This is a genomic window from Actinopolymorpha sp. B17G11, assembly GCF_040196095.1.
Taxonomy (GTDB): domain Bacteria; phylum Actinomycetota; class Actinomycetes; order Propionibacteriales; family Actinopolymorphaceae; genus Thermasporomyces.
Genome location: NZ_JBEFTW010000049.1, coordinates 13,998 through 37,470 on the forward strand (window position 1 = coordinate 13,998; position 23,473 = coordinate 37,470).

Genomic DNA, 23,473 nt, shown 5'->3' on the forward strand with positions numbered 1-23,473 from the left:
GGCATGCCAGGATCGTCTCCCGTGAGCAGATCCCACCCGGACACCGGGCAGCAGCCCCCCGCCGAAGTCTCGTACCCGCGCCTGTCCGCGCGCACGCTGCGGTTCACGCTGGGCGCACCGCGTACGTTCTCGCTCGCCCCTGACGGCAGTCGGGTCGTCTTCCTCCGCGCCCCTTCGGGGACGGACCGTGGCACCGAGCTGTTGAGCTACGACGTCGCCGACCGCACCGAACGTCGGATCGCCGACCCGACGGCGTTGCTCAGCGCGGACGCCGAGAACCTCTCCCCCGCCGAGCGTGCCCGGCGGGAACGCACCCGGGAGGCCGCGGGAGGCATCGTCGGCTACGCCTGCGACGCCGAGCACCGCGTCGCGGCGTTCGCGCTGTCGTCGCGGCTGTTCCTTGCCGACCTGGCTAGCGGCAAGGTGCGGGAGCTTCCGGCGGAAGGGCCGGTGGTCGACCCTCGGCCGGACCCGACCGGGAGACGTGTCGCATACGCCGCCAACCGTGGTCTGCGGCTGGTCGATCTCGACGGCGACCACGACCGTGCGCTCGTACCCGCCGAGCCGAGCGACACGGTGGCGTGGGGCGTCGCGGAGTTCATCGCCGCCGAGGAGATGAACCGCACCCGTGGTTTCTGGTGGGCACCGGACGGCTCCGCGCTGCTGGTCGAGAGGTACGACGAGGCGCCGGTACCGGTCTGGCACATCGCCAACCCCGCCCGTCCCGACCAGGCGCCGAACCCGGTCCGCTACCCGGCGGCGGGTACGCAGAACGCCGAGGTCACCCTGTGGCTGGTCGACCTCGACGGGGCCCGGCAGGAGGTGGCATGGGACCGCGCGGCGTTCCCGTACCTCGCCGACGTCAGCTGGACGTCGTACGGTGGACCGCTCCTGCATGTCCTCACTCGCGACCAGCGGACGGCGCACGTGCTCGCCGTCGACCTGGCCAGCGGGGCGACCTCGCTCGTCCGCGAGGCCACCGATCCGGCGTGGATCGACCTCATCCCCGGGACACCCGCCTGGCTGCCCGACGGCCGCCTGGTCACCACGGTGGACGACGGGGACACCAGGCGGTTGGCCTACGACGGCATTCCGGTGACGCCGGAAGGTCTGCAGGTGGGTGCCGTTCTCGACATCGGTGAGGACGGCGTCCTGGTGTCGGCGACGTCCGAACCGATGGAGCAGCATGTCGCGTGGGTCGGCCTCGACGGGCGGGTCACCACGCTCACGACCGACCCTGGCGTGCACACGGGACGGACCGCCGGCGGCCTCACGCTGGTGGCCTCACAGGGCCTGGACCACGACGGCGTCCTCGTGCGGGTCCTCCGTGGCGACGAGGAGGTCGGCGGCAAGAAGAACGGCGGCGAGGAGGTCGGCCGGATCGGTTCGCGGCAGGAACGACCGCCGTTCGCCCCGGCGGTCACGCTCCTCGCGTTGGGGCCACGGCAGCTGCGGACCGCCGTCCTGTTTCCCCGCGACCACGTACCCGGGTCGGCGCGCCTGCCGCTGCTGCTCGACCCGTACGGCGGGCCACATGCGCTCCGGGTCAGGTCTGCCCGCGCGGCGTTCCTCGCCAGCCAGTGGCTCGCCGACCAGGGGTTCTGCGTCGTCGTGGCCGACGGGCGGGGCACCCCCGGACGCGGGCCCGCGTGGGAACGCCTTGTGCTGAACGACTTCGCCAGCACCCTCGACGACCAGGTGGAGGTCGTCTCGGAGGTGGCGAAGCGCTATCCGTCCGACGTCGATCCCGGGCGGGTCGCGATCCGGGGATGGTCGTACGGCGGCTACCTGTCGGCGCTCGCGGTGATCGCGCGGCCGGACGTCTTCCACGCGGGGGTCGCGGGTGCGCCGGTGACGGAGTGGCGGTTGTACGACACCTGTTACACGGAGCGCTATCTGGGCCACCCTGACGAGCAGCCGGAGGTGTACGACCGCAACGGCCTCCTCGACGCGGCGGCGTCCCTGCGTCGGCCCCTGCTGCTGATCCACGGGCTCGCCGACGACAACGTCGTCGCGGCGCACACGCTGCGGCTGTCGTCGGCGTTGCTCGCGGCGGGACGCCCGCACACCGTGCTGCCGTTGACGGGCGTCACGCACATGACGCCGCAGGAGGTCGTGGCCGAGAACCTCCTGCTGCTCGAGCTCGCGTTCCTGCGCGACGCCCTCGCCAACGTGGGACAGACCGCTGGGCCTGTCGCCGTGTAGCGGCGCCGGAGATACTCGCCTGGCTGACCGGGCCGGTGGACACCGGGCAAGGCGTCAATGCCCTGCACGGCGGGGTTCGCCTGGCTGACCATGTTATCCACCTGCCGGAGCAGGGCTCCAACGCCGCCCACGGGCTCGAACGCGGGTCAGGGCGAGAGCGCCGGGGCGACCGCGCGCGGGGCGAGGTCGAACGCAGGTCAGGGCGAGGGCGGGGCCGGAGACGGCGTCGATGTCCCCGGCGTCGATGTCCCCGGTGCCGTCGGGAGCCTCCGCCCCGAGGCGATGGCGTTCTGATCGTACGCCTCGCGCACCAGGGAGAAGTACTCGTCGCCCCGCACCGCCACGAACTCCTCGCCCAGCTGGTCCATGATCCATGCCACGTCACTCGGCGTCTGGTCCCACGCCGCGACCGCCACCGCGATGAACAGCGGCTTCGACCCGTCGAAAGCCTCGGCGTTGACCCGGATCCGCCGTAGCACCTCGGCCCGGTCGGTGTGAGCGATCTGGTTCGACACCGGCAGCCGACCGTCGGCCATGATCGTCGTCTCGCTCCGCTCGGCCCACATTGCGAAGACGATGCCGTCGAGCCCCAGTTGGTCGGCGTACGCATTGGCCGACGCCTCCTCCAGCGCCGGGATGTCGTCGAGGGCGTAGATCATGTGGAGACCGAGCGCGTCGAAGTACGCCTTGTTCTGCCCGAGGAACTCCGGCAGGTGGTCCTGCGGCCAGAACGACGGGTAGAAGTAGCCCGCCCCTGACGGCCCGGCGACGAGCAGGTCGTTCGGTGTCGCCGTACGCAGGTAATGGCTCACGATCAGCGGCGCCACGTCGACGAGCAGGGGGCTCACCGACCAGTTCATCGGCACACTGCCGCGGCCTGCGTCGTCCCACAGCACGCGCATCCGGTGTTGGCAGTACTGCACGTTGTCGCCTTCGGCGAAGGTGAATGTCAGGTAGACCTTGTTCTCCAGCGCCGGCGCGTCCGCCGCGACCTGCGGCTCCACCGGCGCCCGGAACCCGCCGTGGACGGTGGAGTTTTCCAGGAAGTCCGCGGCGAGGACGTACACACCCTCGGCCGATGCCAGCTTCACGCCGGCGAACTCCCCGCTGAACCAGCCGAGGTACGGCGTCCCCCGTTCGCAGGAGGAGAAGATCCGGCTCATCAGCTCGGCCTCCTCCGGGCTGTCGTTGGAGCCGAGCCAGAACGGCATCGCCTTCAGTGCGACGGCATAGTCGCGCAGCTGCTGCGACGCCGGGATGCGGTCGTCGGAGGACACAGCCGGCGCCGTCTTGGATGCCGACACGAGGAACTGGTTGAACATGTCCAGGGCGACCGAGATGGTCTGCGCGCCGGCCGGGACGGTGAGTTCGTAGATGAAGTACGTGGTGCCGTCCGCGAACCGGTGCGAGTCCCCGTCGTCGGTCTGCGGCTTGAACCCCGCACCGCCGCGGTCGAAGAGGGACGCCCGCTCGGTCTCGTCACCGGCGACGAAGTTCGCGACCGGCTCGCCGTCGGCGGTCAGGGTCAGCTCGTGGAGCGCGCCACCCCATCCGTCGGACGGTTGCGAGTCCTGGAACCGCAGATAGAGCTTGTCGCCCCCGGCGAAGGCGCTGAGGTCGAACTCGTACACCTGCCGGTTGGAGCCGTCGCGGATCGGGCGGTCCTCCCGAGCGACCTCGGCGAAGTCCTTCCAGTTGTCCGGCGGGATCGGCGCGGACTGGCCAGGATTGATGCCGAGCACGACGCGGTGGGAGGTCTGCGGCCAGAGATTGTCGAACTGCCAGGCCGTCGCCTCGATATTGGACGAGAACCGCCCGCGCAGGTCGTCGACAACGCGCATCTCGAACGGTTCGGCGGCGAGTTTCTCCGCGAGTTCCGGGCTCGCGATCACGGCGTCTTTCAGACCGGCGAGCGTGGTCGCGACATTGATGCTCTCGACGACCGCCGGATCATATATGACGACGCCCTTTGCCCGGTCGAGATGTTTCCTGATGACTTTCCACGGATCGGTGAACTCGCGGTATGGCACCTTCGAGTCATCGAGCCAGGTCTTGCGCCCTTCGCCTGCCTCGCCTTTGATGATGTAGATCTCTGGCCGTTTCCGGTTGACCAGACCCTGCAACGTGGTGACGAGAAGCTGGACGTCGGTGGGGGTGTCGCCGGCCATGAAGAGCGCGTCAAGGCGTTCGGGCCCCGCGAACGTGGGAAGTTCCTGCCCGGCCGGCCAGGAGATTCCTTCGGATCCGGCCGCCCACGCGGTGCCGCGCGGAGACAGAACACCTCCGGTTACGGCGAGAACCGGGACCGTACCGAGCAATCCTCGGCGTGATATTCGCGGGACAGATGCAGTCATCTAAAGAACTCCTCGAAGTGGAGCCGCCACATGTCGGGTGGATTCACGATTGCTGCCCCGCGACCAACCAGAAGTGGGGTCGTGGGCGCGGCATGTATGGAAGTGTTCAGGAGGTCATGCGCCGGGAACGTACTGTGCGGCGATCACGGCGACAAGCACCCTTGTCCGCTTCCCGCCAGTCCGGCAGGGCGTGTACACCACCACCACCACCACGCGTTGTGCCGGTATGACGTGCCAGCACGATGTGCAAGGACAGGATCCCGACTGGTCGAACTCGGCTCAGGACTCGCGGGCGAGCGCGCGGTCGACCTGCGGGAGGCGTTCGGTCAGCCGTGCCCGTGCGGTCTCGACGCTCGTCACCACACCGGCCGCGAGCAACCGTCGCATCCCGGCGTCGCCGCGGGCCGCACCCGCCTGGATCCGGTCGATCGACGTCCCCAGGCGGACGGGTACGGCCGCGAGCAGTTCGTACGGATCGATCCCGCCGTACGCCTCGGCGAGTACCCGCAGCCGCCGCGCTGCCTCGACTGCCGCGAGCTCGGCGTGCAGGGGCACGAGGTTCCACGCCGCGAAGGCGAGATCGTCGATCGCCCGCCCCGGACCGGCGACATCCCAGTCGAGGACACCGGCGAGCTCCACCCGTCCGGTCGTGACGTCCCGCTCGACGACGATGTTCGCCGGCGCGATGTCGTTGTGACACACCAACCGGTCCGGCGCCAGCTCCTCAGCGTCGCCACCCGCCAGCCGCCACCGCGGATCGGCGGGCCGGAACGACCGCGCGGCCTCGTGGTAGCGGCGCAACCACCTACCCACCGCGCCGATCACGTCGTCGCCGCGTGCCCATCCGGGAACACTGCCGTCGCCACCCGCGACCGTCTCCCCCGGGATGTACGACAGCACCTCGCGGCCGCGCGCGTCGACGCCCAACGGGCGAGGTACGCAGGGAACGCCATGTGCCCGCAGGTGATCGAGCAGCTCCGCGATGGTCGGGGTCCACGGCCCTGCGGGCCGGCGTACGGTCGGCCCGATCCGCACGGCACCTCCGACCCCGCCGCCCGGCAGCGGTTCGCCGTCCAGCAGGCGCTCTCGCAGCGCGTCGACCAGTGGCCGGTCGGCATCGAGCCAGGCCACGTCGTCGAGTTCCTCGGGCATCAGCCAGCGGATCGCGTCGTGGTCGGCCCCGGCCACGGGCTCGGATGACCCGGCGGCGAGGCGGACGACGTGGCCGCGCAGGACCCAGCCGGACTCAAGGGAGACCGCGGGCTCCATGCGTTCGATCACATCGATCTCCGCGCCGAGCTCCTCGCGGCACTCGCGCACGAGGGCGGCCGCGTCGGTTTCACCCGGCTCGACCTTGCCTCCAGGGAGCTCCCAGGCGCCGGCCAACCGCGCGGGGGCACGCCGCCGCGCGGCGAGCAGGCAGCCCGTACGCACGACCGCCGCCGCGACAACCACCTGGTGCGAGGTATCCGCCATCCCGTCCATCATGTCCGACGCCCGCTTCGCGCCGGAACGAGTGCCCCTTGCCCGAGCCTGAGAGCTCCAGCCGGAAGGTTCCGGTGATCCTGAAACCGCCTCCACGCCGGCGCCGTCGGGCCGGTCGTCGCGCGACAGTGTGTCCGATGCCACATGTGATGCGGACTGCAGGTTCCACCGTTCGGGGCCGAGAAGGTGCACGATGCGTTGCGGAGGCTGACCGGGAGTACGCCGGCACGAGCCCAGCGCGATGATCTTCACCGATCACCCACGGGCGGCGGCCGGCAGGCCATGCGGCAGACTCCAGACCCGAAGGTCGCGGCCGTCCGGCCACGAGATTGGCCGGCCGAGGACACCTGGAGAGGAAGGGGCGAGATGGCCACGGGAGTGCTGGGGCCCGAACGCGCACGCATCACGGAGCGGACGCTCCGCCGTGACAAGTGGTGGTGGGGCCCGCTGACCACCGGTGCCGTCCTGCTCTTCTTCATCGTCTACGCGACGGCGCGGATCTTCATGAACAAGTACTACTGGGCCGGCGAGGAGCACTACCTCACGCCGATCTACTCGCCGTGCATCAGCTCGGCGTGTGTGCCAGGGTCGAGCCACTTCGGGACTCCGCTGCCAGCAATGCCGCCGTTCATCCCGATCGCGGTCATCACCTTCGTGATCCTCGCGGGCTTCCGGGGCACCTGCTACTACTACCGCAAGGCTGGTTACCGTTCACTCTTCTTCGCCCCGGCTGCGTGCGCGGTTCCCGAACCACACAAGAAGTACACCGGTGAGGCGCGGTTCCCGCTGATCCTGCTGAACCTCCACCGCTACTTCTTCTACGGCGCGCTCGTCTTCGGCCTGATCAACGTCTACGACGCCGTGCTCGCACTGAACGGCAAGGACGGTGGGGTCGGCATCGGCCTCGGCACCCTCATCATCTGGATCAACCTCGCGATGCTGTGGGCCTACACGTTGTCCTGCCACGCGTGCCGCCACATCGTCGGGGGGCGGTTGCGAAGCTTCTCCAAGCATCCGTGGCGCTACCGCTACTGGACCTTCGTGTCCAAGCTCAACACCCGGCACGGCCAGTACGCGATGATCTCGCTCGTCACGGTCATCGGCACCGACGCCTACATCATGGCCGTGTCGGCGGGCTGGATCACCGACTTCCGCTTCTACAACTGAACGCCTCGCCAAGACCTGAGGGACCATCGATGAGCGCCAACTCTCCAGACACAGTTGACGAACGGCATTCCTACGACGTCATCGTCGTCGGCGCCGGCGGCGCCGGCCTGCGCGCGGCGATCGCCGCCCACGACGCGGGGGCACGCACGGCGATCGTCTGCAAGTCCCTGCTGGGCAAGGCCCACACCGTCATGGCCGAGGGCGGCGCCGCCGCCGCCTTGGGCAACCTCTATCCCGAGGACAACTGGAAGGTGCACTTCCGCGACACCATGCGTGGCGGGAAGATGCTCAACAACTGGCGGATGGCCCAGCTGCATGCCCAGGAGGCGCCCGACCGGGTGCTCGAGCTCGAGGAGTGGGGCGCGCTCTTCGACCGCACCGCGGACGGGCTGATCTCGCAGCGCGACTTCGGTGGTCACCGGTACGCCCGGTTGGCGCACGTGGGTGACCGCACCGGCCTGGAGATGATCCGTACGCTGCAGCAACGGGCGGTCGCGCTCGGCATCGACGTCTTCATGGAATGCACGGTCACGGACATTCTCAAGGACGGCGGCAAGGTGGCCGGTGCGCTCGGCTACTGGCGCGACAGCGGCAACTTCGTCCTCTTCGAGGCGCCGTCGGTCGTGCTGGCCACGGGTGGGATCGGCAAGTCGTTCAAGGTCACGTCGAACTCCTGGGAGTACACCGGCGACGGACACGCACTGGCGCTCCGGGCAGGTGCGGGCCTGATCAACATGGAGTTCGTGCAGTTCCACCCGACCGGCATGGTGTGGCCGCTGTCGGTGCGCGGGCTACTGGTCACCGAGTCGGTCCGCGGCGACGGCGGCATCCTGAAGAACTCCGAGGGTCGGCGCTTCATGTTCGACTACATCCCGGAGTTCTTCAAAGCCGAGACGGCCGACACGATCGAGGAGGCCGACGGCTGGTACACCGACAAGACCAACAACCGCCGACCTCCGGAGCTGCTCCCCCGCGACGAGGTCGCGCGCGCGATCAACGCCGAGGTCAAGGCGGGGCGTGGCACCCCGCACGGCGGTGTCTACCTCGACATCGCGTCGCGGCGTGACCCGGAGTTCATCAGGCGACGGCTGCCGTCGATGTACCACCAGTTCAAGGAGCTGGCCGACGTCGACATCACCAAGGAGCCGATGGAGATCGGCCCCACCTGCCACTACGTCATGGGCGGCATCGAGGTCGACGCCGACAGCGGCGAGTCGGCGGTGGAGGGCCTCTACGCCGCCGGCGAGTGCTCCGGCGGTATGCACGGCTCCAACCGGCTTGGCGGCAACTCGTTGTCGGACCTGCTGGTGTTCGGGCGCCGGGCCGGTCTCAACGCCGCGTACCACGCGGTGAAGGTCCGCACGGCTCGGCCGGCGGTGGACTCCGCCGCGGTCCAGGCCGCCGTCAACGCCGCCTTGACACCCTTCGCCGACGCGGGCGGCGAGAACCCGTACGACGTCCAACGCGAGCTCCAGGACGTCATGCACTCCCTGGTCGGCATCATCCGCAAGGCCGACGAGTTGGAGCAGGCCCTGCTCGAGATCGAGAAGCTTGCCGAGCGCGCCGACCACCTCACGGTGGCCGGTGACCGGAAGTACAACCCTGGTTGGCATCTCGCTCTCGACCTGCAGAACATGTTGTGGGTCTCGGAGTGCATCGCCCGTGCGGCCCTCACCCGGACCGAGAGCCGGGGTGGTCACACCCGCGACGACTACCCGATGACCGACGACCAGTGGGGAACCAAGAACATCGTTCTGCGCGAACGCGCCGGAGCGATCGACCTGGCCATCCAACCGCTGACTGCGATGCCCGACGACCTGAACACGCTGTTCGCCCAGAGCTAGCCGCAACGAGGACGAAGGACCGAGGAGACGAGATGGGCTACGACCTGTCGATGAAGATTTGGCGCGGCGATCTCGACGGCGGTGCGCTGCAGGACTTCACGGTGACGGTCGAGGAGGGCGAGGTCGTCCTCGACGCCATCCATCGGTTGCAGGCGACGCAGGCGGGTGACCTCGCGGTGCGCTGGAACTGCAAGGCGGGCAAGTGCGGTTCGTGCAGTGCCGAGATCAACGGCCGGCCGCGGCTCATGTGCATGACACGGCTGTCGGAGTACGCGCAGGACGAGACGATCACGGTCACGCCGATGCGGACGTTCCCGATCGTGAAGGACCTCGTCACCGACGTCTCGTACAACTATGAGAAGGCGAAGGAGGTCCCGGCGTTCGCGCCACAGCCGCCCGACGCCGACGGCAAGCGCCGGATGATGCAGGTCGATGTCGAACGCGGGCAGGAGTTCCGCAAGTGCATCGAGTGCTTCCTGTGCCAGGACACCTGTCACGTGATCCGCGACCACGACGACAACAAGCAGGCGTTCGCCGGGCCGAGGTTCTTCCTGCGGTACGCCGAGCTCGACATGCACCCGCTCGACACCAATGACCGCCGGGAGCTGTCCCAGGCCGCCGCCGGGCTCGGCATGTGCAACATCACCAAATGCTGCACCGAGGTGTGCCCCGAGCACATCAAGATCACCGACAACGCGATCATCCCGATGAAGGAGCGCGTGGCCGACCGGAAGTACGACCCGCTGGTGTGGCTCGGTTCGAAGATCCTCCGCCGCGACCAGCGCACGGAGGTCTGAGCCGCCCCCAATGCCTTCGCTCGGCCACGTGGTTAATTGACGATCCATGACGACCACGGGTAATTTCTCACCGTGTCTCCAGGTGGTGGGCCTGGCCACCGCACCGAGACCGCCTGGTGACCCGGCGCCCACTGCGCGGCACCGGTGAGAGACCGGCCGTGCCCATCGCCGGCCGCCACCAACCGGTGATCACGGGCCAATGGCAGGCAGGAGGGCCGGCACGTGAGCGAGCGTGAGACGCCCGTACGCACGAGGACCGGTGCCGAACGCCTGAGCGCCGACCCGACACTCGCGGGCCCAGGACGCCGGCTGGGTCTCGTCACCAACTACACCGGCGTGATGCCGGACCTCAGCTCCGACGCCGCGGCGCTCCTCGCTTCCGGCGTACCCCTGGTGGCGCTCTTCGGTCCCGAACACGGCCTCCGCGGCACCGCCCAGGCCGGCGACAGTGAGCCGGACACCCATGATCCGGTGAGCGGACTGCCGCTCCACGACACCTACCGTTCCAGCGGCCGGGGGCTCGACGCGGTCGTGGCGGCCGCCGAGGTCGACACGCTGCTCTTCGACCTGCAGGACATCGGGACCCGGTTCTACACCTACGTCTGGACGATGTACGACCTGCTCGCGTCCTCGGCCCGGCTCGGCGTCCGCTTCGTCGTACTCGACCGGCCGAACCCGGTGAGTGGCCTGGCCGCCGAGGGCCCGCTGCTCGATCGGGCGTACGGGAGCTTCGTGGGTCGGGCGCCGATCCCCGTCCGGCACGGCCTCACCGCCGGCGAACTCGCCCGGCACCTCAACGCCACCGCGATCCCCACCGAGGTCGGACAACCAGCCGACCTTTCCGTCGTCACGATGGAGGGCTGGCACCGGTCGCTCCACGCCGACGAGACCGGCCTGCCGTGGGTCATGCCGTCGGTCAACATCCCCACCCTGGACAGTGCGCTCGCCTATCCCGGCACCGGTCTCTTCGAGGGCACCAACCTCTCCGAGGGGCGCGGGACGACGCGGCCGTTCGAGCTGATCGGGGCGCCGTACGTCGACGGGCGGTGGGCAGCAACCCTCAACGACTCCGCGCTTTCCGGGGTGCGGTTCAGGGAGGCGTGGTTCACCCCGACGTTCCACAAGTACGCCGGCCAACCTGTCCGCGGGGTCCAGCTGCACGTGACCGACCGGACCACCTTCGCCCCGGTACGCACGGCCCTCGCGATGCTGCACACCCTGCGCACGCTCTACCCGTGCGAGTTCGGGTGGAGGACGACCGCGGCCGGCGCTGGGGGGACGGGGCACCGGCACTTCATCGACCTGCTGTGGGGAAGCGGCTCGCTCCGCCAGAGCGTGGACGCGGGCAAGGACCCGACGCCACTTCTCGCGCTCGCCGGATCCGACTCGCCTCAGCACCCGGCCGCGTGGGCGGGCGAGGAGGTCCTGCTCTATCCCGACACCGCGACGGCTGGCTGAGGACCGGGCTCGCCCGTTTGGATGAGCCCCTCATCCCGTAGGTTCGTGTCAGGGGCACCCTCCTCCCACAATCCTTCGTGCCAGGGGCACCTCCTCCCACGGGGCACCTCCTCCCATGGGGCACCTCCTCCTATGGGGCACCTGCTCCCATGGGGCACCCTCCTCCCATGGGGTACGTCGTACCTAAGGCCCCCTTCGAGCGGAAAGGGCAGCACCGATGGCCGAACTCCTGAGCGATGACCAGATCACCGACGCCCTCCGCGACCTCCCCGGATGGGAGGCGCGCGCCGGGACTCTTCACCGCGCCGTCACGGCACCCGACTTCCTCACCGGTGTCGCGCTGGTCAGTGACGTCGCGCAGGCCGCCGAACAGCAGGACCACCACCCCGACATCGACATCCGCTGGACCACGGTGACGTTCACGCTGAGCACCCACTCCGAGGGTGGCATCACGACCAAGGACGTCAGCCTCGCCCGGGATATCAACCGGCTCGCCGAGAGCCGTGCCGGCCGGTAGCACGCTCGCTCTGGGTTTCCGGGCGGTGATCATCAGCCATATTTCCGGCTGGCAAGGGCCGAAGCCGGAGAATCTTGTCTCCGGGTGGGAGCCACACGGACGTCCATTGCGTCAGACCGTTGACTCACCGGGCATTCGCTGGTCATCCTTTAAGGCCGAGCGTACGAACGTACCGGCTCCCAACGGCGCGCTGCCTGCGTTCGCAACCCCGACTCGAGGGGGTTCTCATGAGGGAGCGATACACGTACGACATCGCGACAACCACGCCCGACGGCCGTTGGCTGTCCAGTGTCATCAGCGAAGACAGCTTCAGCCGGGATCCTCGTTCCATCGCCCGCAGCCTGCTGGAGCAGTGGATCATCGACCACCAGGGCAGGCTCCCAGGCGGCAGGGTCTATGTCTACGGCGGCTCGGACGGAGAGGAACCCAACAACATCGTCGCCACCGTCCGCGTCCGGGTCTATCGCGGCGACCTGCGCAATCGCGAGGCACAACCGGTCGCGGTGGCCTATCTCGCACACGCGGCCAGTGACTATCCGAGGTCGCGATCGTTGCACCGTGGTCCGGACGCCAACGGGTCCGCCGGCAGCCGGCTCAGCCGGGTACGTTCCCGGCTGCGGTTCCCGCTACCACGACCCACCTTCGACGGGATCGCGGAGCGCCGGGAGGCCGACTCCGACGGGCAATACCCGGAGGACGACTGTCTCCCAGCCGTACGCAGGCGTCGCCGGCATCGGACGCGGATGACCGAGAGGGCCGCCTAGGCGACGCCCAGGACGTCAATGGCCAGACCACCTGGGTGACCGTTGCCGCCACAGCGCGCACGAAGAACGCAACGGGTCGAGCGCCGACCGGGACGTAGCAGTTCCCGGCGGCGCTCTTTGCGTTCTCAGGGTGCGCGTTGTGCCCGGCGGGTCGCGTCCGCGAGCCGCCCTCGCGCGGTGGCGAGGTGGTCGGCCGACCGTTGCTGCCGCTTGGTGGCCGCGCGGACGCCGCGTTCCAGGGCCTTCGCCCGTTCCTCGGCGTCACGCAGTTGCGTACGCAGCCGGTCGACCTCGTCCCGCGCAGCGTTGGCCTGACCGACCGCCTCGTCGACGGCATTGTCGCGGTCGGCAAGGTCGCGTTCTGCTTCTGCCACCGCCGCGCGGGCTTCCGCGACCCGCCGTTCAGCCTCCGTACGGCGGTCAGTGCCGGCCCGCCCGCCATCGTCGGTACGTCGTCGCCCGCCCGATCGCTCGTCCGTACGTCGACCAGGATCCGACAGCCGCTCGACCCCTGCGTTCCGGCCGCGTGGCGTCTTCTTCTCGGCGCCGGACCGGTTCGCGCCCCGGTCACGGACCACCGCCGGGCCAGGAGCCGCCCACACCGGCCCGAACCCGGCGTACTCCACCGCCGCCGCCAACGTCGCGCCCCGGACCTGTTCGGCGACGTCGGGATCGACGAGCGCCGCGCCCAGCGTCCCCTCGACGTCACGGCCGAGCTCAGGCGACACCCGGACGCCCGCCTCTCCGGCGAGCCGCCGAGCGGCGGTGATCAGTTGTGACACGAGCCGCTGCCGACGGGTCGACAGCTCGCGAAGCTGGTCGCCCGCGCCCGCTTCGTACGCCGGCCGGAACTCCTCGGCCAGCTCCAGCAGCTCCGCGACCAGCTCACCACGCTCACGTACCAACAGGTTGACCACCCAGGCGCTCTGGGTCGGCCGGCGCAGCCCGGCAAGAGCCCGGGCCAGGTCGAGCCGGTGGTCGGCACGGGCGCGCCGGACCAGGTCGTCACGGGCCGCGACGAATTCCCCCGGCGGCACCGCGTACAGCTCACGTGCGGTCTCGAGAAACTCTGCCGATTGCTCCATCACGGCATATCGTGCCGGACCCCGCGGTCTGTCGGGTGCGTTGTCAGCAGTTGTTCGTGCTCTTGATGATCGGCTCGTCGCCAGCGCTGAGGGAGTAACGAACCTCCTGGATGATCGGATTCACGATCTCTGCCGGGCTGCTGCCCCAGTCGTCGTTGTCGGCGTCGTAGATCTGCTCGTAGTGGAGGTGGGGAACACCGGTGTCCACCGAACCGGCCTTGCCGACCAGCTCACCCTGGGCGAGCTTCTGGCCGACCTCCACGAGGATCGGGTCCATGTGGTTGTACATCGTGTACCAGCGGTCGCCGTGATAGATCTTGATCGCGCCGATCTCGGGGAGGATCCGGTTCACCACTCCTGGTGCGGACGCCCGCACGTCACGGCCGCGCGTCTCTCCGTCCTGGTAGAAGAAGTCGATCTTCTTGTCCTCCGGATTGTGGTTGGCGTACGTCGTCCCTCTCCACCGCTCGCCACAGGTGAACGGCGACTGGAAGTTGGGACGTCCGTCGGCGAGCTTGACCGGTGACGGCTGCCCGGCGGGTTTCTCGGCCACCGCCTTCTTCGGTGCGGGCGCGGCTGCCGGCTTGGGGCTGGCCTTGGTCGGGCTCGGCTTGGGCTTCGTACTCGTCGCCTTGGCCGTGGGCTTGGCCCTCGTCGCCGACCTGTCGGCGAGTTTGGACCTGTCCGCCCGCGCGGTCTCCACACTCGACGTCGGGTCGACGGATGAGTGCAGGCCGCCGAGGTCCAGGTACCGCGAGTTGAGCGATCTCGGCTGGGCGTCCGGACTGGCCGACGCGCCGTTGGAGGTGATCATCGCCGCGAGTCGACCTGGGTACTCGAGAGTGAACCACAGCGCCGCCACACCCACCGTCGCCACGGTCACCCCGAGGACGGCGGCGACCACCGAGAGGGCTCGGGCCGATCTTCGAGATCGGTGGAAGAGAGAGCGGCGGGTTCCTCGATGCCTAGGTCCTGCTGACCCTACGTAGTGGGACTGTGAGTGCGGCCTCACGAGGTCTCCTTCGGTCGGGGGTGCGCGAGAAGGCACGGCCCGCCGATGACTGCCTCGACCAGGAAGACCCACGTGACGTGAGGTGACGATCGGTGCGATGGTTCGACGTGCGGCAAACAGGTTGCATACGCGAAATGCTCTCCGGGAGCCGTGCTGTGCAGGTGGTGCCGGTACGGCCCCCGTGGCCGACTTGAGGGATTCTGCGCTACATAGGGTGATCAGATCTGCCAAGAGTCCACAATGCGGAAAGTTCGGACCCGCCCCTCGGCTGGCGGAGGCCGCAATCGGCCATGGAGTCGAGGTTTCTTCGAGGCGTCGCCGACAACGAAAGCAGGTTGTCCGTTCGGCGGAGAACCTTCAGTATCCGCGCCTTCGCGGTCACTGGCCGAATCTGCGTGTGCGGAGTCCCAGGCCGGTACGGCTGCATCTCGGTCTTTTGCGTACCAGGCCTGCTCCGTTCGTTGCGTACCACGTGATACCGCGTATGACCACTGCAGAACTGTGCATACCACGTGATACCGTTCGGCGGTGACGCGGGCAGCTGCCTCGAAGGCCTCCCACCTCGCCGAGCCGATCAGCCGTGACGGCCCGGAACCTGCGTACGAGAAGGTTCGCCGACTCCTCGCCACCGAGATCACGACCGGCCGGATCCGCGCCGGCAGCAGGCTGGTCCCCGAACGCATCCTCTGCGAGCAACTCGGCGTCAGCCGGGTGACGTTGCGGCGAGCACTCCAGAACCTCGTCCAGCAAGGGCTTCTCACGCCGTCGGCCGGCCGTGGGTGGTACGCGACGCCGGGCCAGCTCAGCGAATCGCCTGGGGCGTTGCGAAGTTTCACCGCCCTGGCAACCGAGCAGGGCGTCAAGCCACGTGCACGCGTACTCAGCCGCCGCGTCCGGCGGTCGACCGCTGGCGAGGCCGAGCAACTCTCCGTCGACCGCAGCGAGCGCGTGCTCGCACTCGAACGCCTGCGCCTGTTCGACGATGCCCCGGTGGCGATCCAGCGCAGCGTCGTACCCCTCAGCCGGCTCGCGGCCGACATCGCCAAGGTCGACTTCGGCACCGCTTCGCTCTATGCCGCACTAGAGGAACGCGGCGCGACGCCCACCCATGCGGCGTACGCGATCGAGGCCGACGCCGCCGACCACCGGGTGGCGAACCTTCTCGACATCGCGGTCGGGGCACCGGTTCTCATCACCTCCCAGACGACCTACGACCAACTCGGCCGGCCGGTCGAATGCGGGCGGATCACTTACCGGGCCGACCGCTACCGGTTCCACGCGACCCTGGCCGCCGGCACCGGCTGAGTCGACTCAACCGCCGACAAGGAGTTCCCATGACCGAGACCACCTCGACGCCGCTGGCACCCCTCACTCCGGATGAGGTGGCGGCATTCCACCGCGACGGGTTCCTCGTCGTGACTGCCCTGACCTCGGCCGAGGAGATCATCCGCCTGCAGGCGATCTACGACCAGCTCTTCGCCGCCAGGAAGGACTTCGCCGCCGGAGACCGGCTCGAGCTCGCCGGCATCGACGACGACGGCCACGAGACCCTGCCGCAGGTCCTCAGCCCGGAGAAGTACGCACCGGAACTCCAGCACATCCAGGCGCGCGAGCGGGCGCTCGCCATCGCCCGGCAGCTGCTCGGACCCGACACCGAACGCATGGGCGACCACGCGATCCTCAAGCCTGGCCGGCACGGTGCCGCGACGCCGTGGCACCAGGACGAGGCGTACTGGGACCCGGGACTCGAATACGACGCCCTCAGCTTCTGGATGCCCCTGCAGGAGGCGACGGTCGAGAACGGCTGCATGCAGTTCGTCCCCGGGAGCCACCGAGACGACGTCCTGCCACACCGGCACATCAGCGACGACCCGAGTGTCGAGGCGCTGGAGTACGACGGCGACATCGCTGACCTGCCGGTGACCGCCTGCCCGTTGGCACCCGGTGGGGCGACGGTCCACGGGTCGCGGACGCTGCACTACACGGGGCCGAACCGGTCGGACTCGCCGCGTCGTGCGTACATCATGGGTTTCGGCCGCCCGGCAAGGCGCCGCGCCGAACCGCGCGACTTCTACTGGCAACGCCCTGGACCCCACGGGTCCTGACTCGCCGTCCGGGCGGGCGCTCCGCCCTCCGGCCAACGAGGGCGGCGTACACCTCCAGGCCGCCACGATCAGGGTCCACTTCCACCAGCCCGCTGGAATGACGGATGGTCACTCTGGATGTGTTGGGGCTGGTGCGGGCGGGGCGAGAATCGACTGCACGGACGTGGTGACGATGTGGGTGACGTCGGGGTTCTCGAGGCGTCCGGCCCGCTGTTCGACCGCCGCGCCGTGCAGCAGGTAGTGCACGACGCTGACCAGCCAGGCGATTGGGAGGTCGGTGCGGAATACGCCGTCTTCCTGGCCTCGGCGGATGAGTTGCTGGACCCGCTCGGCAGGCGCGTCGTGCAGCTGGCGGAGCCGCCCGGCGGGCAGGACGTCTTGAGCCGCCTGGAGCAGTGCGGCTGATTCGGCGACGAGCGACCAGCTGGATTCGAGCAGGCGGGTCAGCGCGTCCCGCGGGTCGCCACCGAGGTCGATGGCGGCCAGCGTCTCCTCACCGGCCCGGAGTGCGTCGGCGAGTGCCGCCTCGACCAGCTGCGCCCGGGTGCGGAAGTGGCCGTAGAGCGTCATCCGCCCCACGCCCGCGGTCTTCGCGATGTCGTCGATGGTCGCGGACGGGTCCCGGCCGAGGCAGGTTCGTGCCGCCGCGACGACGGCGGCGATGCTGCGTTCGGCGTCGGCGCGCCTGCGCGGCCGTGCGGCAGCAGGAGCCATGCCACCACCCTATCTCGTACGGGAATATACGAGTTAAGCTCCCGGTTCAGAATTCGTACGCGAACGTACGACTTACGGCGGGAGGCCGGTCATGACACTCGACGAGACAGGCGTGGAACGTACGCCGCACCCACTGCGCTGGCGAATCCTGGGCTTCCTCGGAGTGGCCCAGCTGATGTTGATCCTCGACATCACGGTGGTGGCCATCGCGCTGCCGCACATCGAGACCGACCTGGGGGCGAGCCGCGAGGCCCTCGCCTGGACCATCAGCGCGTACGCGTTGACGTTCGGCGGGCTGATGCTGCTGGGCGGCCGGCTCGCGGACCTGCTCGGGGCGAAGCGGATCGTGCTCGCCGGTCTGCTGATCTTCACGGTGGCGTCGCTGGTGACCGGGCTTGCTGAGGCCTCGGGCATGTTGATCGGCGGGCGCGTCGCCCAGGGCGTCGGGGCGGCGCTGCTGTCGCCGTCGGCGCTGTCGCTGGTCGTCACGCTGTTCGATGGCGACGAGCGGAACAAGGCGCTCGGCGTGTGGTCCGCGCTCGGCGGCGGCGGCGCGGCGCTCGGGGTGCTGCTAGGAGGGGTCCTCACCGCCGGGCCAGGCTGGCCGTGGGTGTTCTTCGTCAACGTTCCGATCGGCCTGGTGATCATCGTCGCGCTGGGCCGGATGCTGCCGCGGCAGACCCCGACCGCGACCGGAGCCCGACTCGACGTCTTCGGGGCCTTCCTGGTCACCGCGTCATCCGGGGCGCTGATCTACGCGTTCATCAGCGCGGGTGATCGCGGCTGGCTGACTGTCACCACCGCCGTGCTCGTCCTGATCGCCGCGGTCGGCTACCTGGCGTTCGTGACCTGGCAGAAGCGGGCCCGCTCGCCGTTGATGGACGTCCGGCTGCTCGCTCGCCGCCCAGTGGCCGCCGGCACCTTCCTGATCCTGCTGGCGACGGCGTTGATGATCGCCGTGTTCTTCCTGGGCACGTTCTACTTCCAGCACGGGCAGGGATACGGCGCGATGCAGACGGGCCTGCTGTTCCTCCCGGTGGCACTGGCAACGATGGCCGGCGCCCACCTCACCGGCCGCTCCATCGGCCGGCTGGGAGCGCGGCCCCTCGCCGTCGCCGGCCTGATCGTCGCCGCAGCGGGGATGACCATCCCCGCCCTGTCGATGCGGCCGGCCACCGTTGTCATCGGCGTCACGATCGCGGCCGCCGGGTCCGGCGCCCTCTTCGTCGTCGCGTCGGCCACCGCGCTCGGTCAGGTGGCCCCCCACGAGGCCGGCATCGCCTCCGGCATCGTCAGCACCTTCCATGAGTTCGGTGCTGCCAGCGGGGCGGCCGTTGTCTCGAGCGTGGCGGCAGCCAGCCTCGTCGGCGACACTCTCGCCGGCTTCACGGATGGTTTCGTCGTCGCAGCCGCGGCCGCCGGCGTCGCCGCCCTTGTCGCCGCAGCGCTGACACCGCCGAAGCCCGCCCCACAGACAGCACCCAGCAGCGCCTCGACCTGACGTCCCCACCGCAGAACGGAAGGGGGCGGCCCCAGGGCCGACCTGGAGCTGCCCCCTTCTCGGCAGCGAACGCGAGAGCCGTCAGCCGGAGTTGGCGAGTAGCTTCCGCATCTGGGCGATCTCGGCGGTCTGGGCCTTCTCGATGGTCGCGGCGAGCTTCTTGGCGGCGGTGTTCTCGCCGTCGCGTTGCTCGGTCTCGGCCATCTCGATCGCACCTTCGTGATGGTCGATCATCAGCTCCATGAACATCCGGTCGAAGGCGGCACCCTTCGCCGCCTCGAGGTCGGCCATCTGCTCGCCGGACATCATGCCGGGCATGTCCTCGCCCATGTCCATGCCGCCGTGGTCCATGCCGGTGTCACCGGTGTCCTCAGGCACCTCTTCGCCCCAGGACCTCAGCCAGCCGGACATGGTCTTGATCTCCGGATCTTGTGCCCGTTTGATCTGCGCGGCCAGCTCCTTGACCTGCGGGCTCTGCGCCCTGGTCGGTGCAAGCTCGGCCATCTCCACCGCCTGGCGGTGGTGCGGGATCATGCCCTGGGCGAATTCCACGTCAGCGTCGCCGAACGCCGCCTTGGCGGACGTGGTGTCGCCGGGCTTGTTCTTGGCGTCGTCGTTCTGTGTCGTACCGCTACCGCCGCAGCTGACGATCAGCACGGCTGCAGCGAACGACGCGAGCAGGAAAGCAACAGGTTTACGCACGAATCCTCCGTGTTCTGCTTGTCGGTTGATCTGTCCCGTACGCCGACCGGCCAAACGACCGTCGGCACGAGGCGGATCAGGTCCGCGACACGCAGAGCACGGAGAGGGTTCGTGCGAGGGAGCGGGGTCGTCGTCGCCTGGATCGTAGGTACGACAAGACAACTGCGGACACGGACATGGCGGAGGCCGAGCACACAGCCCAGCCCCGACCTACCCGGAACAGCAGGCCGAACAGAAACACACCCCCGCCGAGCACGGCGATGCACAACCCCATCACCGGTCCGACGTCTGTGGGCAGAGGCCTCGGCTCCGACCCGCGGGTGTGAACGCGCTTTGCTGGTCCGACTGTGGCCGTCACCGCGGAGCGGCCATGGACGGTGTCGGCCGCTGTATCAGGAGCTACCTGGCGCGGCGCCGCGACATCGGTTTTGGCGTGCGGACCAGATGCCGCGGCCTGTGTGTCGCGAGCCGACGGCACGGCTTCGCCGGGGGTGTGCCCTCCCATGTGACCGCACACGATCTGAACCCCGTGCATGGCGAAAATGCCAGCCAGGAGCATGAGGGCGAGCATCAACCGTCGCGGCTCGCGCGCACGCTGTACCGCGCCCTGTCGTGGCGTGCGCATCGCCGGCGCGGGAGCCGTCCAGGTCATCGACACGCCACCACCTTACGCAGTCAGTACTCCCCCGGCATGTACGCGAACCAGAAAAGATCAAGCCCGCGCCACATCAAGCGGACACCAGAAAAGGTCAACGGCCCTGCGGTTCATGCCCATGTCCCTGTCTCGTTGATCGCTTCTTTCTTCCGGAACGCTCTGGGCATCTCGCAGTACCGCCTAGCCCAGGCGATCGGAGTCTCACCGCGCCGGATCAACGAGATCGTGCACGGCAAGCGCCGGATCTCTCCCGAGACCGCAGTACGCATGTCCAAGGCACTTGGGCTCAGCGAGCGGTACTGGCTGAACGTCCAGGCCGACTACGACATCGAGATCGAGAAAGATCGGCATCGGGCCGAGATCGACGCCATCACGCCGCTCACTGCGTGAAGCGTGAGCGCCTCCGGTCACACGTTGAACTTGAACTCCACCACGTCGCCGTCGGCCATCACGTAGTCCTTACCTTCCAGGCGTACCTGCCCGCGTGCCTTCGCCTCAGCCATCGACCCGGCCGCCACCAGATCGTCGTACGACACGATCTCGGCCTTGATGAAGCCCTTCTGGAAGTCGGTGTGGATCGCTCCCGCGGCTTCCGGCGCCGTTGCTCCGCGGCGGATCGTCCACGCCCGCGCCTCCTTCGGCCCGGCCGTCAGGAACGTCTGCAGGCCAAGGGTTTCAAAGCCCACCTTCGCCAGCATCTTCAGGCCGGACTCATCCTGCCCGGTCGACTGCAGCAGCTCCAGCGCCTCGTCGGGTGGCAGCTCCAGCAGCTCCGCCTCGATCTTGGCGTCGAGGAAGATCGCCTGCGCGGGAGCGACGAGCGCGGACAACTCCGTGCGTACGGCTGAATCCGCGAGCTCGTCCTCGTCGCAGTTGAAGACGTAGAGAAACGGCTTGGCCGTCAGCAGGTTCAGCTCGCGCAGCGCCACCAGGTCGAGGCCCGCCGCATAGGCCGTGACGCCCTTCTCGAGCGCAGCCTGTGCCTGGCGTACGACATCGACGCGTTCGGCGAGCTCCTTCTTCAGGCGGGCTTCCTTCTCCAGCCGGGGCAGGGCTTTCTCGATCGTCTGCAGGTCGGCGAGGATCAGCTCGGTCGTGATGGTGCCGATGTCGCCGGACGGCGAGACCTCTCCGTCGACGTGCACGACGTTGGGATCGCGGAACGACCGCGTCACCTGGCAGATCGCGTCGGTCTCACGGATGTGGGCCAGGAACTGGTTGCCCAGGCCTTCACCTTCCGACGCGCCGCGGACGAGCCCGGCGATGTCGACGAACTGCACCGTCGCCGGGACAACCTTGGCCGAGTCGAAGATCCGCCCCAGAACCTCGAGCCGCGGATCGGGTACGCCGACGACGCCGACGTTGGGCTCCAGCGTCGCGAACGGATAGTTCGCCGCGAGGACGTCATTGGCGGTCAGCGCATTGAAGAGTGTCGACTTCCCCGCATTGGGGAGCCCGACGATCCCGATCGACAAAGCCACAGCGCACAAGCCTACGCAGTGGGCGACAGAACGGCTTGGCCAGGCCCGGGAGTGCGATGCCGCTGGAAATGACCACGTTGGGCAGGTCTGCGGGAGCACAGCCAGGCATGCACCCATGTGCCCGCTCCCACAGGCCCGCCCAGCGTGGTCATTGTCCGAGGTACAGGAGCGATCACGAGTGGCAGATCCTGCGTTGGGCGTGGCGATCCGGAGTTGTCGGTGCGACCCGACAGAGTGGATCTCATGAACGGCGCGCCTTCTCTCATCGTCATCAGCCTCGCGTTCGCCGTCGGCCTGCTCGTCGGCGCGGCGCTGGGCGCCCTGCTGGTCCGGGTGCGGGTCGCCGAGACTCTCGCCCGCACCGCCGCCGAGCGCGACGCCGCCGAGGGCCGGCTCGGCGAGCTGACGGCCGACCGGCGCACGCTTGCCGAGCACTTCAGGTCCGTCTCGGCCGACGCGATGGCGCAGTCCAGCCGACAGCTCCTCGACCTCACCGACGCGCGGATGCGGGCCGCGGAGTCGGCGACCGCCACGGCGGTGGGTCCGGTCAAGGAGAGCCTCGACCGGTTCGACGCGAGGCTGCGCGAGTTGGAGGAGTCCCGCGTCGCGTTGCAGTCGACCCTGCGCGAGCAGATCGATGCCGTACGCCTGACCGGCGAGGCCCTCCGCAAGGAGACCGGCGCGCTCGCGACCGCTCTCCGCAAGCCTCAGGTGAGGGGCCGGTGGGGCGAGCTGCACCTGGCCCGCGCGGCGGAGCTGGCCGGGCTGGTCGACCACTGCGACGTCAGCTTCCAGCACACCGCCACCACGACCGACGGCGAGGTCGACGGTGTGCAGCGACCTGACCTGGTCGTCCACCTCGCCGGTGGCAAGCACGTCGTCGTCGACGCCAAGGTGCCGCTGGAGGCGTTTCTCGACGCGGCGGAGGCGAGTGACGACGCCACCCGCGCCAGCCGGCTCGACGCCCACGCCCGGCAGGTGCGTACCCACGTCGACGCACTCGCCGGCAAGGCGTATTGGCGGCGGCTCCCGGCGACACCGGAGTTCGTGGTGCTGTTCATGCCGGGCGAGGCGTTCCTCTCTCACGCTCTCGAGGCAGACCCGAGGCTGTTGGAGTACGCCGCCGAGCGACGGGTCATCCTCGCCACGCCGAGCACGCTGATCGCCCTGCTGCGCACGGTGGCCTACGCATGGACCGAGCAGGCCCTCACCCACAACGCCCGCGAGGTGTTCGAACTCGGGCGAGAGCTCTATCAACGTCTCGGACGGATGGGCCGACACCTCGACCGGCTCGGCCGTTCGCTGGCGGGAGCAGTCGGCTCCTACAACGAAGCGGTCGGATCCCTCGAGACCCGGGTGCTCGTCTCGGCGCGGCGCCTTCACGAGCTCAAGGTGACCAGCGAGGAGCTCGCGAGTCCCGCTCCGGTCGAGCAGGCCGTGCGGCCACTGGCGGCCGCCGAACTGGTGGAGTCCGCGGCCGAATCTCGCGCCATGAGGCGAGTCGGGCACGTTACGTAGTCAAGTGGAGGTCGTATGTCCCCATAGAGCCCGCATTTGGTACCAGCTAGTAGCCCCAGGCGGGTGACGTGGCATAGCTCAGCGCAATATCGTGCTGGGGTGTCGGATT

At 69.1% G+C, this 23,473-nt stretch carries 19 protein-coding genes; 12 read left to right on the forward strand and 7 right to left on the reverse strand.

The features are described 5' to 3' along the window. Positions 1-21: 21 nt before the first annotated feature. Positions 22-2,205 carry a S9 family peptidase gene (locus tag ABN028_RS31890; protein ID WP_349699175.1) on the forward strand — a complete coding sequence of 728 codons (2,184 nt, stop codon included), beginning with the start codon at positions 22-24 and terminating at the stop codon, positions 2,203-2,205. 197 nt (positions 2,206-2,402) lie between these two features. Here the strand turns inward: ABN028_RS31890 and ABN028_RS31895 are convergent, their stop codons facing one another. Both ABN028_RS31895 and ABN028_RS31900 read right to left on the reverse strand, forming a co-directional pair. Continuing rightward, on the reverse strand, positions 2,403-4,559 hold the full coding sequence (locus tag ABN028_RS31895; protein WP_349699176.1) for a GxGYxYP domain-containing protein: 2,157 nt from the start codon (positions 4,557-4,559) through the stop codon (positions 2,403-2,405). 279 nt (positions 4,560-4,838) lie between these two features. Then, the gene (locus ABN028_RS31900; protein ID WP_349699177.1) at positions 4,839-6,035 is read right to left on the reverse strand and encodes an NUDIX domain-containing protein; all 1,197 of its coding nucleotides are present in this window, start codon (positions 6,033-6,035) and stop codon (positions 4,839-4,841) included. 375 nt (positions 6,036-6,410) lie between these two features. Between ABN028_RS31900 and sdhC the strand changes: the two genes are divergently transcribed. The 6 genes from sdhC to ABN028_RS31930 all read left to right on the forward strand — a co-directional run bounded on the left by sdhC (position 6,411) and on the right by ABN028_RS31930 (position 12,591). After that, positions 6,411-7,211, forward strand: coding sequence for a succinate dehydrogenase subunit SdhC (gene sdhC, locus ABN028_RS31905; protein ID WP_349699178.1), 801 nt, complete (start codon positions 6,411-6,413; stop codon positions 7,209-7,211). 29 nt (positions 7,212-7,240) lie between these two features. Further along, the gene (locus ABN028_RS31910) at positions 7,241-9,055 is read left to right on the forward strand and encodes a fumarate reductase/succinate dehydrogenase flavoprotein subunit (protein WP_349699179.1); all 1,815 of its coding nucleotides are present in this window, start codon (positions 7,241-7,243) and stop codon (positions 9,053-9,055) included. A gap of 32 nt (positions 9,056-9,087) precedes the next feature. Beyond that, a complete protein-coding gene (locus ABN028_RS31915) occupies positions 9,088-9,852 on the forward strand; it encodes a succinate dehydrogenase/fumarate reductase iron-sulfur subunit (RefSeq protein ID WP_349329893.1) in 765 nt (254 codons plus the stop codon). A gap of 222 nt (positions 9,853-10,074) precedes the next feature. Then, entirely contained in the window at positions 10,075-11,310 is a 1,236-nt protein-coding gene (locus ABN028_RS31920) for an exo-beta-N-acetylmuramidase NamZ family protein (RefSeq protein ID WP_349699180.1), read from the forward strand. 217 nt (positions 11,311-11,527) lie between these two features. Then, a complete protein-coding gene (locus tag ABN028_RS31925) occupies positions 11,528-11,827 on the forward strand; it encodes a 4a-hydroxytetrahydrobiopterin dehydratase (protein WP_349699181.1) in 300 nt (99 codons plus the stop codon). Between the two features lie 227 nt (positions 11,828-12,054). Next, the gene (locus tag ABN028_RS31930; protein WP_349329896.1) at positions 12,055-12,591 is read left to right on the forward strand and encodes a hypothetical protein; all 537 of its coding nucleotides are present in this window, start codon (positions 12,055-12,057) and stop codon (positions 12,589-12,591) included. 125 nt (positions 12,592-12,716) lie between these two features. Here the strand turns inward: ABN028_RS31930 and ABN028_RS31935 are convergent, their stop codons facing one another. Next, complete coding sequence (locus ABN028_RS31935) at positions 12,717-13,676, reverse strand: coiled-coil domain-containing protein (protein ID WP_349699182.1); 960 nt, start codon at positions 13,674-13,676, stop codon at positions 12,717-12,719. A gap of 43 nt (positions 13,677-13,719) precedes the next feature. After that, positions 13,720-14,580: a M23 family metallopeptidase gene (locus ABN028_RS31940; RefSeq protein WP_349699183.1), complete on the reverse strand. Its 861-nt coding sequence runs from the start codon at positions 14,578-14,580 to the stop codon at positions 13,720-13,722. A 636-nt stretch (positions 14,581-15,216) separates the two neighbouring features. On the opposite strand from ABN028_RS31940, the gene ABN028_RS31945 reads away from it, so the two are divergent. Next, positions 15,217-15,993, forward strand: a complete 777-nt coding sequence (locus ABN028_RS31945) for a GntR family transcriptional regulator (RefSeq protein ID WP_349699184.1) — start codon at positions 15,217-15,219, stop codon at positions 15,991-15,993. Between the two features lie 29 nt (positions 15,994-16,022). Further along, entirely contained in the window at positions 16,023-16,793 is a 771-nt protein-coding gene (locus ABN028_RS31950; RefSeq protein ID WP_349699185.1) for a phytanoyl-CoA dioxygenase family protein, read from the forward strand. A gap of 108 nt (positions 16,794-16,901) precedes the next feature. Here ABN028_RS31950 and ABN028_RS31955 read toward each other — a convergent pair whose 3' ends face one another. Then, on the reverse strand, positions 16,902-17,507 hold the full coding sequence (locus tag ABN028_RS31955; protein WP_349699186.1) for a TetR/AcrR family transcriptional regulator: 606 nt from the start codon (positions 17,505-17,507) through the stop codon (positions 16,902-16,904). A gap of 91 nt (positions 17,508-17,598) precedes the next feature. Between ABN028_RS31955 and ABN028_RS31960 the strand changes: the two genes are divergently transcribed. Continuing rightward, the gene (locus tag ABN028_RS31960; protein WP_349699187.1) at positions 17,599-19,008 is read left to right on the forward strand and encodes an MFS transporter; all 1,410 of its coding nucleotides are present in this window, start codon (positions 17,599-17,601) and stop codon (positions 19,006-19,008) included. A gap of 81 nt (positions 19,009-19,089) precedes the next feature. Here the strand turns inward: ABN028_RS31960 and ABN028_RS31965 are convergent, their stop codons facing one another. Then, a complete protein-coding gene (locus tag ABN028_RS31965; RefSeq protein WP_349699188.1) occupies positions 19,090-19,710 on the reverse strand; it encodes a DUF305 domain-containing protein in 621 nt (206 codons plus the stop codon). A gap of 370 nt (positions 19,711-20,080) precedes the next feature. Here ABN028_RS31965 and ABN028_RS31970 point away from each other — a divergent pair, with 370 nt between their 5' ends. Further along, positions 20,081-20,755: a HigA family addiction module antitoxin gene (locus ABN028_RS31970; RefSeq protein WP_349329904.1), complete on the forward strand. Its 675-nt coding sequence runs from the start codon at positions 20,081-20,083 to the stop codon at positions 20,753-20,755. A 17-nt stretch (positions 20,756-20,772) separates the two neighbouring features. Here ABN028_RS31970 and ychF read toward each other — a convergent pair whose 3' ends face one another. Continuing rightward, complete coding sequence (gene ychF, locus ABN028_RS31975; protein ID WP_349699189.1) at positions 20,773-21,846, reverse strand: redox-regulated ATPase YchF; 1,074 nt, start codon at positions 21,844-21,846, stop codon at positions 20,773-20,775. A 243-nt stretch (positions 21,847-22,089) separates the two neighbouring features. Between ychF and ABN028_RS31980 the strand changes: the two genes are divergently transcribed. Then, positions 22,090-23,364 (forward strand): DNA recombination protein RmuC, encoded by a 1,275-nt coding sequence (locus ABN028_RS31980; protein WP_349331954.1) that lies wholly within the window; start codon positions 22,090-22,092, stop codon positions 23,362-23,364. Positions 23,365-23,473 lie beyond the last annotated feature (109 nt).